This window comes from Desulfatiglans sp. (genome assembly GCA_012513605.1).
Taxonomy (GTDB): Bacteria; Desulfobacterota; DSM-4660; order Desulfatiglandales; family HGW-15; genus JAAZBV01.
This window is the reverse complement of the sequence record JAAZBV010000069.1, coordinates 90,370-105,174: the sequence shown is the minus strand read 5'-3', so window position 1 is coordinate 105,174 and position 14,805 is coordinate 90,370. Positions and strand designations below refer to the sequence as shown.

11 protein-coding genes are annotated in these 14,805 nt (G+C 43.4%); all 11 read right to left on the bottom strand.

Annotated elements, in window-relative coordinates:
• On the bottom strand, window positions 1–713 hold a 713-nt coding region (locus tag GX654_09025; GenBank protein NLD36999.1), incomplete at its 3' end, for a pentapeptide repeat-containing protein.
• A gap of 17 nt (window positions 714–730) precedes the next feature.
• On the bottom strand, window positions 731–1,195 hold the full coding sequence (locus GX654_09020; protein NLD36998.1) for a hypothetical protein: 465 nt from the start codon (window positions 1,193–1,195) through the stop codon (window positions 731–733).
• Between the two features lie 17 nt (window positions 1,196–1,212).
• Window positions 1,213–3,081, bottom strand: coding sequence for a protein kinase (locus GX654_09015; protein ID NLD36997.1), 1,869 nt, complete (start codon window positions 3,079–3,081; stop codon window positions 1,213–1,215).
• Between the two features lie 56 nt (window positions 3,082–3,137).
• Window positions 3,138–3,491, bottom strand: coding sequence for a PilZ domain-containing protein (locus GX654_09010; protein ID NLD36996.1), 354 nt, complete (start codon window positions 3,489–3,491; stop codon window positions 3,138–3,140).
• Between the two features lie 226 nt (window positions 3,492–3,717).
• Window positions 3,718–4,887, bottom strand: coding sequence for a glycosidase (locus GX654_09005; GenBank protein ID NLD36995.1), 1,170 nt, complete (start codon window positions 4,885–4,887; stop codon window positions 3,718–3,720).
• A 330-nt stretch (window positions 4,888–5,217) separates the two neighbouring features.
• Window positions 5,218–6,423, bottom strand: a complete 1,206-nt coding sequence (locus GX654_09000) for an N-acyl-D-glucosamine 2-epimerase (protein ID NLD36994.1) — start codon at window positions 6,421–6,423, stop codon at window positions 5,218–5,220.
• On the bottom strand, window positions 6,423–8,252 hold the full coding sequence (locus GX654_08995; protein NLD36993.1) for a cellulase family glycosylhydrolase: 1,830 nt from the start codon (window positions 8,250–8,252) through the stop codon (window positions 6,423–6,425). Before GX654_08995 ends, GX654_09000 begins: the two co-directional genes overlap by 1 nt.
• Window positions 8,242–10,032 (bottom strand): Na+:solute symporter, encoded by a 1,791-nt coding sequence (locus GX654_08990; GenBank protein ID NLD36992.1) that lies wholly within the window; start codon window positions 10,030–10,032, stop codon window positions 8,242–8,244. The genes GX654_08995 and GX654_08990 overlap by 11 nt, the downstream gene beginning before the upstream one ends.
• A gap of 17 nt (window positions 10,033–10,049) precedes the next feature.
• Window positions 10,050–12,137 carry an alpha-glucuronidase gene (locus GX654_08985; GenBank protein ID NLD36991.1) on the bottom strand — a complete coding sequence of 696 codons (2,088 nt, stop codon included), beginning with the start codon at window positions 12,135–12,137 and terminating at the stop codon, window positions 10,050–10,052.
• A 278-nt stretch (window positions 12,138–12,415) separates the two neighbouring features.
• The gene (locus tag GX654_08980) at window positions 12,416–13,741 is read right to left on the bottom strand and encodes a tetratricopeptide repeat protein (protein NLD36990.1); all 1,326 of its coding nucleotides are present in this window, start codon (window positions 13,739–13,741) and stop codon (window positions 12,416–12,418) included.
• Window positions 13,742–13,993: 252 nt separating this feature from the next.
• Window positions 13,994–14,746 (bottom strand): 3-hydroxyacyl-ACP dehydratase, encoded by a 753-nt coding sequence (locus tag GX654_08975; GenBank protein NLD36989.1) that lies wholly within the window; start codon window positions 14,744–14,746, stop codon window positions 13,994–13,996.
• Window positions 14,747–14,805 lie beyond the last annotated feature (59 nt).

Sequence of the window (14,805 nt, the reverse complement as noted above, 5' to 3'; positions counted from 1 at the left end):
TCCATCTTTGATGATTCTATATGGCCGTAACTCAGATTTGCCTTTACAAGGATAGTTCTACCTTTAGCCGAGCCCTTCATGTTTATGGCTTCCATCCTGGCAGTGCTCAGATTGACATTGCTCATGTTGGCATTCACAAGCTTAACATTGGAGAAATATGCCCCGTGCATATCCGCCCTGTTAAGATCCGCATTGCTCAAATCAGCTTTTATTAAAGAGAAGCTAAGGTCCGTATTGTTCATGACTGTATTGCTAAGATCGCTGTTTAGGATTAATCCATAACGAAGAATTGCCTCTGAAAGATCAGCCCCGGTCATTATGCTAGAAATAATGGCAGCGCAGGTCATATTCGAATTTCTTAAATCCGCCTTTGTGAAATTTGAGTTATCTGATTTTAATCCTGTCATTTCTGCCTCTTGCAGATTACTGTTACTCAAATCTGTAGAGATCAGAAGGGCGTCTACAAGTCTCACTTTTTTCAGGATGGTTTCGTTCAATGATGAATTATGAAGAGAGGTTTTAGCTAAATCTATTTCTGTTAAATCCAATTTTCTTAAATCCGCATTTCGGAAGATGCCGCTTTTCCGAAGGGTCTCTTTAAAATCACTCAATTTTAATTGTTTCATATCTGCTTCCGATGCAGCAAAGAGAAGGTGAACACATACCATTGACATAGTAAAGAAGGAGATAAAAATCTGTATCTTTTTTTTCATCTGCATATCCTCTAAATTTATTTTGGTCCAATCAGGTCAAAATCTTCAGCCTTTTTAGTCGGCGACTTGGGTTTTAAAACCGGGGGCCTCTTTTCCTCTTCCTTTACCACGGGTTTGATCTCCTCTACGGGTATGCTTTTTTGAATAGAGTCGGAAATAAACCCTTCAGATAATGGAGCTGTTGTCTTAAGGAGGTTTTCAGGAATAAATACCCTGGCCCCATCCGGCATCTTTTCATAATCCATATAGGGGTTGGCCTTTGCAATAGCCTCCCAGTTATTCTCATCTTCCGTGTACCATTTTGAGATAATACGCAAGGTTTCTCCGGGATATTTTACTGTGTGGACATATGGCGGGCTTTTTACAGTGTCTGCCGGTTTATATACAACTTCTGTTTTTTTCGCGCCTGTCAGGTTACATCCGCTGCAAAACAATAAAATAACCCCTGATAATAAAAGGAGCAAAGCTGATTTTCTCATCATAGTTGATATCCCCTTTTTTATTTTTTCAATGTTTCAAGCAATTTTTTTGCGTTATTGTTTTCAGGATTAGCAGCTATTGCCTTTTCCAGATTCTTTATACAATCCTGAATATTTCCCATTTTTCTTTGAACAATCGCAAGATTATATAGCGCTTCATCCAGAAATGGGGGAGAGAGGGCAACAACCCGGGCGAACATCTCATGTGCCTTGATATAGTCATTTTTAATTGCGTATATGTAACCCATATTAAAAAAGGCGTTAGACATCTGAGGATCAAGATCAACAGCCGTCTGATATGACGCAATTGCGCTGGTATAATCCTTCTGCTGTGTATATATACGTCCCAATAGAAAATGGCCCTGGGAGATGCCAGGATTCATTTTTACAGCTTTCAGCAGCAATGCCTTTGCCCTCTCAGGCATGTTGGCTGAAATACCGGAGGCCTGCCCGACTAATGCATGAGAGTATAATTCAGATATCCTTTCTCCACCATGAGGCTCAGTAGCCAGGATCTCCTCAAAGAGAGCGGCAGCTTCGGTGAATTTTTCTGCGGTAAGAAGTGCAATCCCCTCCTTTAACCCGAGAGAATCGGCATTTGTATTATAAGCCTGCGTTAAATCACCGGAACCGGATGAATCACCCATCGAAAGGACTTTTTCCTGGTCAGAAGCATTGGGACTGTTGCTGGCAGGTCCGGAAGCCGATTCACTGGAGGCATTAAAATGAAAATAGTTCATCAAGGGTTCAGGCCTTTTTATTATAACCACCAATATAAATATTAATGCAATCAGTGACAGGGCATAACATGTAAACTTTGATATTTGCTTTTTTCTGTAAGGTAAATCTGCATCAGAAAGAAGCAAAGTTTTTTCAGACTGAAGATCGGGCATATCTGATATCTTCAGTGTTGGGCTGCTTTGTTCGCTATTTTCTGTTTCTTCGGCCTCATCAGCAGTCCCTTCATCAAAAAGTTTATTCATAAACCGCGTAAGATCTCTGTAAGAAGGAATTATAGAAAGCCTGAGCATACACCTTTCAATATCTGTCAGCATCTCTTCTGCAGACTGATACCTCATATCAGGATTTTTCTCCAAAGCTTTGTCAATAATCCTGCAAAGATCCTCTGGAAGCTCCCTGTTTAAATGCTGAGCAGGAATGTATTCAGATTCAAGAACCTTTTTGAAGAGATTATAGTTAATCTCTCCATCGAACATTCTTTCATGGGTAACCATTTCATAAAGCAGTATGCCCATGGCATATATATCTGAGCGGTGATCGATCTTTTCGCCCTTTGCCTGCTCCGGTGACATATATGTGATTTTCCCCTTAATAGAGCCGTGCTGGGTTTTATTGACCTGGGTGGCCGCCTTTGCGATACCAAAATCTATGATCTTTACCTGACCGTCATATGTGATAAAAACATTATGAGGACCAATATCCCTGTGAATAATATTAAGGGGTTTGCCCTGGAAATCCTTAAGTTTATGGGCATAATCAATGCCGGCGCAGACCTGAGTAGCGATGTAGAGCGCATTTTCAAGGCTCAGCATCATTCCTTTTTCTTTATACTGCTTTATGACAATTTTCAGGTCCTTACCATACAGATATTCCATTGCGATATAATATGTATCATGCACACTTCCAAAATCATATATCTGTACGATATTAGGGTGCTGCAGAAACGCGGCAAGCTTGGCTTCATCGATGAAGGCCTTAATCAGATTTGTCTCTTCGGCAAGATGAGGCAGGATTTTTTTAATGGCAACAAGCTTCTCAAAACCTTCGTAACCAGAGAGCTTTGCCATGTACAATTCTGCCATGCCGCCCTCAGCAACCCTGTTCAGCAGCTTATATTTCCCAAATTGTTGATCATCCAGATCAGGCATATAAAAAACCTTACACTAATAAAGTCTTAATAATAAAATCATCCTGCCCAATAATATTACTTCTCCAGTTTGTTCAGGTAGGCATTTAGTTTAGCCTTTTCTTTTTCATCCAGGTCAACAAACTGAACCCCGGCCCCAGGGCGATTGGAGTCGGCACTTACATAGTTGTCTATTACTTTCCCTTTAAAGGAGATGATTTCTCCATCAAGCTCCATCTCAAAGTTAATTATTGATCCCACTGAAAAGGGTAGCTCTTTTTCTATGAAAAAACCGCCTACACTCAGATTCGACAGAATGTGATAATATCTTGAATTTTCATTAAGTTCGACAGCCCATATCTGTACCTTTAACCTGGGTTGCCTGCGTTTTTCATTTTGAAATCTGGATCTGTTTTGACTCATATTTTCCACACAGTCCTTCCTCTAAATCAACCTGTTTCAGGCAGGGGTCGCGAAATTTACAGGTATCGCAACAGGAATAAGGTTTTACAGGGCGGTATTATTTCACATGCATCAGGCAAAGTCCATATCCCGTCTCGTTTTTTATTTAATAAAATAGCAATACCATTTTTTGATTTACCTTTTCGCCTATGTTCACTTTTCCACTACTCCATATAAATGCGTGAGCCCGGCACCGTTACCTAAAATTACCCTTTATTATCTTTAACCGTTCCTTTACGCTCCCGGCGCTCGTCAGGGCATCAGGGGGTGTATTTATTGCATAATCAATGAGTGTATCCACATCTGTCTCTGCCACATGGACATGGGTATCTGATGATGCATAATATATCAGCACCCTTCCATCAGGGTCTTTGATCCAGCCGTTACAAAACACTACATTGTTTACATCACCGATTCGTTCTTCATCCTGCGGGGCAATAAGATAACCACCAGGGTTATATGTGCGTACCCACGGTCTCTTAAGTTCTGTCATAAACAGGTAGAGCACATAACGAAGACCCGCAGCAGTCCCGCGCACACCATGTGCCAGGTGTAACCACCCCTTATCTGTCTTTATGGGCGCTGGCCCCTGGCCGTTTTTGGTCTCCTTGATTGTATGATAGATGCGTTCATCAATAATAACCTCTTCACCAATTCTGGCATTTTCTATGGATGTAGAGAGCCCCCAGCCGATCCCGCTCCCTGAACCTGTTTCAATAAAACCATCCTGTGGCCTTGTGTAAAATGCATATTTGCCATCTATAAATTCAGGATGGAGCACTACATTTCGCTGCTGGGCTGAGACGGTTTTAAGATCACTCAGCCTTTCCCAGTTTATTAGGTCTTTTGTTCGTGCAATGCCTGCCTTTGCAATCGCTGATGACAGATCATATGTCGGGGCATCAGGGTCTTTACGCTCTGTACAGAATACCCCGTATATCCACCCGTCCTCATGAAATGTAAGCCTCATGTCATACACATTAACATCGGGGTCATCTGTTTCAGGCATTAGAACTGGTTCAGGCCAGAATTGAAAGTTATTGATGCCATCAGGGCTTTCAGCTACAGCGAAGAATGATTTTCTGTCCCACCCCTCCACACGTACCACCAGACAGTATTTACCATTAAAAAATATTGCGCCGGGGTTAAAGACGGAGTTGATCCCCGCGCGTTCAAGGAGCCTTGGGTTTCTCTCCTTATCAAGATCAAAACGCCACTCAAGGGGGATGTGCTCTGCTGTTATTACAGGGTATTTATATCGTTTGTAGATACCGTGCATGCTGAACAGGGGTTCATTTTTATGATCAATGATTTTTTCATGGTACCCCTTAATCTGACTCAATCTCTCATCAAAATATGATTTCATTTCTTATCCTTCACAGGTTTGCCCTTCCTGCCTGCCCGCATTGGCGTCAAATTAACAAAAATATCGTACCGAAAACACATTACTGGTAAGGGATATAATATTAAGATCCCCGAGAAAAACATCTATCCATAATTCAAGACGAAAAATCATTTCTCACACAAAGTCACAAAGCTCACAAAGTTATGAAACAAAAAAAATATTATTTTAAAAAGCATTTCATTCTCTTAGTGTTCTTTGCGCCTCTGTGTGAGATATTGTTTTAGGCTTTTGCTTTTCGCCTTAGCCTGACAACAATGTTCCTGCCCGGGAATGACAGATAAATTTTATTTTTTAACCTTTACTCATCCGGTTTAACCTTCCAGCGATCTCAAGACATGCCCTGCTGTTATGATATGGTCCTTTCCATTCCGAGATCTTTGGCTCCTTGTCATCTACCGTTCCATCATGAAGCAGTTTATAAAACCATTCAGCATTTTCTTTATCAATAAGGTTATTCTTAATATAGCCCCATACCCTCAGCATGGCATCATAAAATTTCCTCTCCCCTGTAAGCTCATATGCATTAAGAAATCCCACCATTGCCTCTGCCTGCACCCACCAGTGTTTTTCCATATTTTTTACACCGTCAGGGTGTATTTCATAGACAAGGCTTCCATCATGATCCAGGCATCGATCAAGCACTGCGGTTGCCAGAAGGGCAGATATATTTTTAAACTCCGCCTTAAGATCAGGGTCATTAAGAAGTTCCGCAGACTCAAAGAGTAGCCAGCTCCCCTCTATATCATGCCCTGGCGAGACCAGCCTGCTTTTTATCTGCCATGCCTCATCAAAAAATAGATTAAAGTGAGAGGTCTTCTGGTCTATGATATGATCCTGAAAGATCTTAAGGAGATTTTTCAATTGCTCCTTAAGCGTTGGGTTCCTCCACACACGCAGGAGATTTGTATATGCCTCAAGTATGTGCAGATGTGCATTCATGGATTTCTTTTCATTCATGTCAATAGCGCTTAGCCGCATATCCTCTGCGACAGACCAGTCCCTTAAGGCCGCTTCAAAATACCCGCCATTCTCCTTATCAAGAAAATGCCTTTCAATGAGATTAAAAACCCCAACTGCACTGTCCAGCACAGACCTTTTACCTGTTACCCTGTAATACGAGGCCAGGGCATAAACAAGAAAGGCATGGCCATATGCCTTTTTTTTGTCATCAAGGGGAACACCCTGACTGTCTAAAAGCCAATATACGCCGCCATGCTCCCTGTCATAGAAAAATTCATGCAGGTAATCATAGGCATGGTCGGCCATCTTAAGATATTCCATGCTACCAAATGCGGAATAGGCCTCTGAAAATGTCCAGAGTATCCTGGTGTTAAGGATAAGTGATTTGGGCGCATCAGGGATGGCATTGCCAAGGTTATCCACCCTGCCATAAAATCCGCCATTTTTATTATCAACGCTGAACCTGAGCCAGAAGGGGAGTATACTCTGCCCGACTTCATTAATAAATTCGGTTTTTATATCTGTAATATTTTCCATTACGGGCCTACATTCGTATGGGCAATTTGCATAATGCCCTTCCATGTGACCTTTAGATATTTTGCATCAAGCCCATGCTGCTTATATATGTACCTTACCGGCTTGTAATAGCCGTATGCCTTGTCTTCAACATAATAGTTTTGAGAGGTGACTACAATTTCAGAATAATTAATACCATCTTTACTGATTTCTATCTTTGGAGAGCTTACTACTTCAGGGAAAAAACAGTCGATCTGGAACTGATCAAAGGGGTCATTGAGATAATATACTATAAAGGCATCCTTTTCCCCTGAAAGCCTGTATATATCCTCCTTTGCCTGCCTCGAATTTTTTACTGTGAATTCAAGCTTCCCCCCGCTTGTAAATATATCTGCTGTTCGCATCATTGGGTCAGAGATTATTTCACCAATGCCATTAACAGGCCCCGCAGCCTCTGACCATTTTGACTCGCCCGCAGAATTTCTTGCCCTGACGCGGTATTCATAACTCTTACCAGTCATGGTTTCTTTATCTGTATAAAGGGGGCGGTATGCCTCCTCTGCATCCGATATACCGGTTTCAATAGTTGTCCATACTCCTTTATCGAGCTCTCTTCTCTGTATGTCATAACCTGATGCACCTGTGCTTCCCTGCCAGTTGATGGAAGCGGGAGAGGTAATGGCCATAACTACCGGCGCCTTTGGAGGAAGAATGGGCGGCAGCTTTTCTCCCCTGATTTCAAATGCCTTTTTACGCATCATCTTCATGACATTCGTTTCATCATAGTCTTTGCCTGAATCAAAACCGGGCCAGTGAAATGCCTTATAAAGGCCAAGGCCAAGCATCTCAGAATGCCAGTAAAAGCCACCGTCACGGCTGTGAAAACGCAGGCTCCATGAAAGCCCACCGGATGATCCGGAATCCATTATTGCATTGATTGCCGCCTCAAGACCCACTGTGCTGATAAAACCAAACTCACCCACAAAATAGGGCTTCCTGCCCCTGGCCATATCCATGTTTTTACGTATGTTCCTGGCCATTAACCCGGGATCCTGCTCATAGTGATGCGTTGTGACAAGGCTTATATTAGGGTCAGTAAGGGATGATTCCCTGATCATGTTTGAGTGAAAGCCATCTATTATAAGGTGATTATTATCAAGGCTCCTTATATAGGCAGCAATATCAGCAACCCATTCGGGTGTGCTGGTGAGTTCATTACCTGTCTCCCATGCAAGGATGGCCATGTCATCACGGTATTTAATACCTGTTACAGTGTTGGTGCGATTGACTATAAAACTTATGGTCTTTTTAAAATCCTCTCTGAGTTCAGGGTCAGTCCAGAACGCATCCTTACCCTTTCCCCTGAAACCGGCATACTCTTCTCTCCCACCCATCCATGGCCAGTTATCCATGAGCGGGATAATAACCCTGATCCCGTGCTTTGCAGCAATGGCCATCATGTTATCCAGGGCCTTAAATGCCTCTTCATTAAACTCGTTAGGCCCAAGAACATGCTTAGGAGTGCCAGAGGGATCATCAGGGCGTCTGACAGTGATGGCATATATCCTCACTGCCTGACCACCCATCTGGGCCACTGTCTCAATGGCATCGTTAAGCTCATATGTATCAGGGAGCCGCCAGGGGTTCATCTCACTAAAAACCATGTGGTCTTCTATCATGTGGAGGTTCGGGATATTAAAGGAGATAAACCTGTATTCCATGTCACCATCCATGAGTTTATCTACATCAGCCCTTACAAAATTTTTAAAACCGGCCTCAGCACTGTTCACGCTAAAAAAGAGAAAAATAAGAGAAAAGAGATATATCATTATCCTTTTATTAATCATCATTTAGCCTCTCATACCAGTTTTTCTTTAAAAAGAGAGAGGTAATTATCATTACGATAATTGCGATGATCATCCATTTAAATGACTTCATCACAAGAAGTATGGGGACAAAGACAAAGGTCATCTGCCAGATTATCCCCACAAGGACATTAACCAGGTCTCTTCCTGCGCTTATTTCCGAGGCAAAGGATGGATCTATCTTCATTGCCTTTTCCCTTATCTGCCCCCAGAAACCCCATGGCCTTACAGTTGTATAGAATTTTATCAGCACCTCTTCTTCATCCTGTTCAGTTAAAAGACTGCCAATAACAGAGGCAATGGCGGCTATCCCCATGATATATGGGAAAGCATACAGGGGGTCCATTCCAGGAAAGATCACAGGGCACAAAAGGGCTGATGCAATGCCAAAGAGCATGCCCCAGAAATAGCCGTAACCGTTGAGTCTCCACCAGTGCCATTTCAGTATATTGGGCACAGCAAATCCGCCTCCCAGGCCGGATACAATCCACTGCATGATAGAGTGAATGGATGTTGCAAGGGTGCCAAATGTAATGCCCACAAGCACTATTGCAATCGATGCGATATAGCTCATGCGTATGATATGCCTGTTGTCAGCATCAGGTTTAAAATACCTTTTATAGATATCATTTACTATGTAAGCTGCCCCTGCGTTTACCGTGGAGTCAAATGTAGACATGAAAGCTGCAATGAGCCCTGCAATAGCGAGCCCTGTTACACCCACCGGGATATAATTATTGATCACATAGGGCATGATCTTTTCAAAATCGATATCTGCCCCCATCTCCCTGAGCCCCCCGCTGTAAAAGCAGAGACCTATAAGTGTAAGCCCTGCAATCATGAGCCAGCGCGGGAACAGGGCAACAGAAACAAGCCCGCTCATAAGGGCCGCCTCTTTTGGTGACTTTGTGGCCAGCACCCGCTGCATATCGTAATTGGGGGCAGTACCTGCCATGCTGTTCAGTATGCCCTTGAATATAATCATCATCATGACAAAGGTGAATAGCCCATAACCGTCGGATGCGATCTTATCATTTACTGCAGGTATATGGCTGCTCCAGTCTATATTAAGTTTCCAGCCGAAGGCAAGAGACCTCCAGCCCTCAGGGATAGCGGCATTAAGCATCTCGGGGCTTATCTGCTGCATCGCTATAGCAGCAAGTATAACTGAGACCGATGCAAGTAAAAGAAACTGGATAAGGTCTGTTATCACAACACTGTACATCCCCCCCAGGATAACGTAAACGGTTGTTACCGTCATAAGCATAATAGCATATGTGTTATGGGAAAATTCCCAGGGTAGCACCACAGAGGCGAACCTGCCCACCCCCTGAAATGAATAGATAAGAAATCCTGTTACAGATATTATTGCAAATATGGCAACGCTCAACCGGCTCAATTCTGCACCCCTGCCTGAACCGAACCGCGTCCCTATCCATTCGGCCCCTGTGAGAACATTAGATCGCCTTATCCAGCGCGAAAGATATATCATAAGAAATATCTGGTTGAAGGTGGGCCATAGCCACGGCAAAAGTGTGCCCTTGAAGCCGTAGACAAAGAGGATGGTTACAAGCCACATGGTGCCGGTGATATCAAACATGGAAGAGGCGTTTGATACACCAAGCAGGTACCAGGGAAGATTTTTTCCGCCAAGAAAATAGCTGGTTATCCCCTCGCTAGCCTTTTTACGTATCATCAGGCCGATAATAATTACAATTACAACATATAACAGGATTATAGCTACGTCAATTGCATGCAGATTCATATATAACTCTCCTATAATTATTTTTGTGCAAACCCGCCAAAGTATTTAACACACACATCGCGCCATTCCTTTGCATTTTCCAGTTGCATTGTGAGCCTTTCAGCTACATGATCAAAGCGCTCCTGGTCAATCTTCTCTTTGAGCAATGCCCAATCCTGCTGCATGGTAATTACCTCAATAACTCCCCTGTTATAGTGGAACTCTATCTCTTCCCAGAGTGTCCTTCCAGATGACATGGGGAATGTCCAGGGCAGGTGATGAAACCATAGAAGGTATTTCTCAGGGCATGTTTGAGGTGAATCCCACAGGGTTTTAAGGGGCTCAGCATACTGCCCTGTCCCTTTAGTGCCTGTTGAACTCCTGTCAAACCCTATGCCGAACTGATCCGCTTTGTGGTAATAGGTGGAACTCCAGTCATCCCTGACAGGGTTCACATGATCAGGCCCGGGCCCGTAATGATGCCCTTCAGCCATAAGGTGATGAAGCCCCAGGGGGGTCATGTAATCAACGCATGCCTCCCATGAACCGGCCATGATCTTTTCGATTGTACCAACAATATCCGGTTCATTTGACCATGTCATCCTGATCCACTCATCAGCAATGTCAGCAGATGTGAGGGATGGGTTCCATGCAAGCCTGCCATATGCATACCAGTTTGCCTGTGAAAATATGTGGCCTGACCAGTTTCTATCTGTGCCAATGCCTGAGACACCCGCTATGCCTGAAAGTGTATGCCCCTCAGCAGAACCATCAATTATTTTCGCAACCGTTGTACCTTTCCCCTTTGCAAAGGTGTCTGAATCGAGCACCTCCTTCCACTGTGGCGCAAGATAAACAAGGTGTTTTGCCTGGCCTGTGTATTCCTGTGTTATCTGGAGCTCCATCATCAGGGGTGTCTTGGGCATGGCCCCGAACAGGGGATTAAAGGGCTCCCTTGGCTGGAAGTCCACCGGGCCGTTCTTGGTCTGAACCAGTACATTATCATTAAACTTGCCATCAAGCGGCACAAACTCAAGGTAGGCGCACTTGGTGCGATCAGAATCTATGGAAAGGTCATAGACAAATGAGCGCCACATGACTATACCCCCATAGGGTGCAAGCGCTTTAGCAAGCATGTTTGCCCCATCCGCATGGGTGCGGCCATATTTCTGCGGGCCGGGCTGCCCTTCAGAATAGGCCTTGACCAGAAAGCCGCCAAAATCAGGGATACTTTTGTATATCTCTTTTGCCTTACCCATCCACCATTTCTGCACACCAGGGTCAAGTGGATCAGAAGTGGATAGCCCCCCAATCTCAACAGGCGCTGTAAATTTAACGCTGAAATATACATGGATCCCGTAAGGGCGCAGCACATCAGCAATTTTAGCGGCCTTTTTAATGTATTTACCGGTCAATATCTCAGCCTGACTGTTTACATTATTCAGGGCTGTGCCATTAATACCAACCGATGCATTTGCGCGGGCATAATCCCTGTACCTTTTATCCACCTTTTCAGGCAGCTCATCCCATTTCCAGATGGAATTGCCTGCGTAACCCCGTTCCACACTCCCGTTAAGGTTATCCCAGTGATTAAGGAGCCTCTTCTGAATTCGGGGTGATTCGGTGATTGATATACTATTGATTGGCTTCCTGGTCTGTATAAGCCGTAAAAAGTGGAATGCCCCGTATAAAACCCCTACTGGTCTATTCGCGGCTATTATGGTTACAGGACGGTTATCATGTACAATGGACCTGATAATATAGCCCTCATTACCCATGAGCCTTATATCTGTCCGGCTGACCATCTGCCTGATAATGGAAGAGCCTTCGGGGGTGCCGATGATAATCGCCCCACCCTTTGAAACACTCTCGCTTACACTGATTTTTTCTCCAAGCATGCCATTTAACCCCTCCTGCAACTCCTCCCTGGCTGCTGTTATTACCGGGTCTGTATGTTCGATAACCAGTTCAGTAATATTTTCTTTATATTGCACGACAAGTTCATGTTCTGCGGTCCTGTCATATCTCAGCCACAGCCTGTAACCATCTTCTGCCTTAGCATTGGCAGTAGAAAGTGATGCTAGTGCCAGGACAATAAAGCCGATCTTTTTTAGATATGTTTTCATATGGTTTATTCCTTTTAACCTGCCAAGTTAATCATGTTATTACGGGGGGACAGGACCATTATAAAATGACCCTGAGACAATAATACCACTCTGACAAGATGATATTGGCTGCACATAATATTGTCGCTCTCACCTGTTGTCAAGACTCTGATATTTTTCTGTTTTAATTAAATGTATCTATTGATGGTAAAGGACACATTTCAGGCAGATGCGGGCATGATAATGCAGGTGTTAATTAGTGTCCGTTCAGAAATAGACAAATTCTGGATGGAAACTAATTAAAATGTGCCACTGTTTTTTAATGATGCAAGTGCCTTTTCATAAAAATTCTTTTTATCTACACTCATGGCATAGTGTATTGCCTTATTGATACTTGCCTCTGCCTTTTTCATCTCCCCGGTCTTATGATAGGCAAGGGCCAGTCCATAATGGAACAGATGCTCATCCTTTTTTAACCGGATAGCCTCTCTGAAATACCCAACCGATTTTTCATAAAAAGCATCCTGATAGGCGCTCTTTCCGGCTGCATACTGGTAATAGGGATTTTTATTCCTGAAGGATGCCACTTGCTCTTTATAAAATGCGGCATTCTCCATGTCACCCTTTGCATCATATAGGTGCGCAAGATTATTGATTATGGATAAGATGCTGGTATCCTTTGAGCCACGGGTTACTGAAAGCCCCTGGAGATATGCTGCCTCTGCCGCCTCAAGCTGGTTGTTTCTTTTGTACACCACCCCAAGGTTAGACCACGCATAGCTAAGGTCTGGATCAACCTTGATCGCCTTGATAAAATACCTGTAAGCCTCCTTTGGATTACCCTCTGCAAGGAGTTTACTCCCGATATTATTATAGTACTGCGCAAAGGCACGGCTGTCAGGAATTGTCTCATTATAATATGCGCTTACCCGGTAATTATAAGGGGTAAGCTCTGAAGGAGAAAAGAAATACCTTACAGAGTCCTCCACTGTGATCAATTTTTCTTTATCATCAATCATTCTGAGGTGGACTACCTGGGAATATACATATCTGATATCAACTGCAGCCCCAATGTGTCTTGTAAAAAAGAGTACTTCTCCATCCCTTGACCAGTTGGGTAATGTAGGCACCGCCGAGAACCTTGATGAAAGACCTGCATATCTTGATGCTGCAACAAACAGGTTACTGAATGAGAGACAGTTTCCAGTGCCTGTATCAAAGGTCTGCTGTGCTGTCTTTACACCGTACAGGTCACTTAAAGTGTCATACTTCACTACCTTTGCGAGAAGCTCTGTAAGTTTAACAAGACGCCTTTCCGGATCCCCTATGCCTGTTACCTTTTCATCAATAAGCCTTTTTATATTATTATCGATTGCAAGTATATCAACATCAGGTATGGTCTCAGCAACAGATTGAGGAGAAACAGATGAGCCATCTGCCATTTCATAGGCAGGAAACAGCTCTATACTGATTGGGTCAACCTTTTTTATGGGAATTGTTAAACAGCCGGAAACAATAAAGAGAAAAATGAAAAGGGTAAAAAAGATACCCCATGCCCCATGCAATTTGATTGGTGGAGACCCTTTGTTTACCATCTTTATATCTTTTAAATATCTCCCGAACATTTTAATCCCCTTCTAAAAACCTCTGACCTTTTAAAGCCGAAATATTTGCCATAAAATAATGCCTTTTTTTGCTGTTTCAATATCATTGGAGAAAAAGGGTGAAGGGGAGTTGCTTGAAACCAAAACAAGTATCATATAAAACAGTTAACCACGAAACACACTAAAAACACGAAAGAATAAATTAAAAGTAAAAGGTTAATAACTTTTCGTGTACTTCGTGTTTTTCGCGGTAAAAATAACTTCTTTCGATTTTCAGTCTTTTGCGATTAAAAGAAGGGCTGCGCCTAATGCGCCGATCAGTTGAGGGTCAGGGGGGACAAGAACGGTTTTTCCAAGTTTTTTAGTTAACATATCAACAATACACCGGTTTTTTGCCACACCTCCTGTAAATGCGATATCACCATCCGGCGAGACGCGGTTTAACATGCCAGCGACCCTGTTAACCACACTTACATGAAGTCCTTTTGCTATATCCCGCCGGTTTTGCCCCTTTGCAATAAGTGAGGTCACCTCTGATTCGGCAAATACCGTGCACATGCTTGATATACTGATATCATTTTCGGAAAGGAGGGCCTCTTTACCGAATTCATCGATACCATACCCGAGTGTCTTTGCCATGATCTCAAGAAATTTACCGGTGCCGGCAGCGCACCGGTCATTCATCTCAAACTTTTTTACCCTGCCGTTTTCGAATAGTGACATGGCTTTACTGTCCTGACCGCCTATATCAAGCACTGCTCGTATCTCAGGGAAAAAGGCCCTTGCTCCTCTAGCATGTGCCTTTATCTCTGTTACTGTTGGTGCATCAAAAGCTATTTCAAAGAGGTTACGGCCATACCCTGTTGCCATGATACGGTCATACTGCGCCTGCGCTAAAAGGGCTTTTGCGGTTTGAGCAGGGTTGAATCCTGTATCCGTCTGAAAATTTTGTATGATCTTTTCTGATTCATCAACAACAACCAGCTCTATTGTGCGTGAACCTATGTCTATGCCTGCAAATTTCATTATATTCCTATTTTCACCACCCTTTCGTTACACTCACTAGAGACGCAGAGAGCACAGAG

Bases quoted from the DNA above. Each gene is read 5' to 3' on its own strand.
- GX654_09020 (NLD36998.1), bottom strand. From the start codon at position 1,195: ATGATGAGAAAATCAGCTTTGCTCCTTTTATTATCAGGGGTTATTTTA.
- GX654_09015 (NLD36997.1), bottom strand. From the start codon at position 3,081: ATGCCTGATCTGGATGATCAACAATTTGGGAAATATAAGCTGCTGAAC.
- GX654_09005 (NLD36995.1), bottom strand. From the start codon at position 4,887: ATGAAATCATATTTTGATGAGAGATTGAGTCAGATTAAGGGGTACCAT.
- GX654_09000 (NLD36994.1), bottom strand. From the start codon at position 6,423: ATGGAAAATATTACAGATATAAAAACCGAATTTATTAATGAAGTCGGG.
- GX654_08995 (NLD36993.1), bottom strand. From the start codon at position 8,252: ATGATGATTAATAAAAGGATAATGATATATCTCTTTTCTCTTATTTTT.
- GX654_08990 (NLD36992.1), bottom strand. From the start codon at position 10,032: ATGAATCTGCATGCAATTGACGTAGCTATAATCCTGTTATATGTTGTA.
- GX654_08985 (NLD36991.1), bottom strand. From the start codon at position 12,137: ATGAAAACATATCTAAAAAAGATCGGCTTTATTGTCCTGGCACTAGCA.
- GX654_08980 (NLD36990.1), bottom strand. From the start codon at position 13,741: ATGTTCGGGAGATATTTAAAAGATATAAAGATGGTAAACAAAGGGTCT.
- GX654_08975 (NLD36989.1), bottom strand. From the start codon at position 14,746: ATGAAATTTGCAGGCATAGACATAGGTTCACGCACAATAGAGCTGGTT.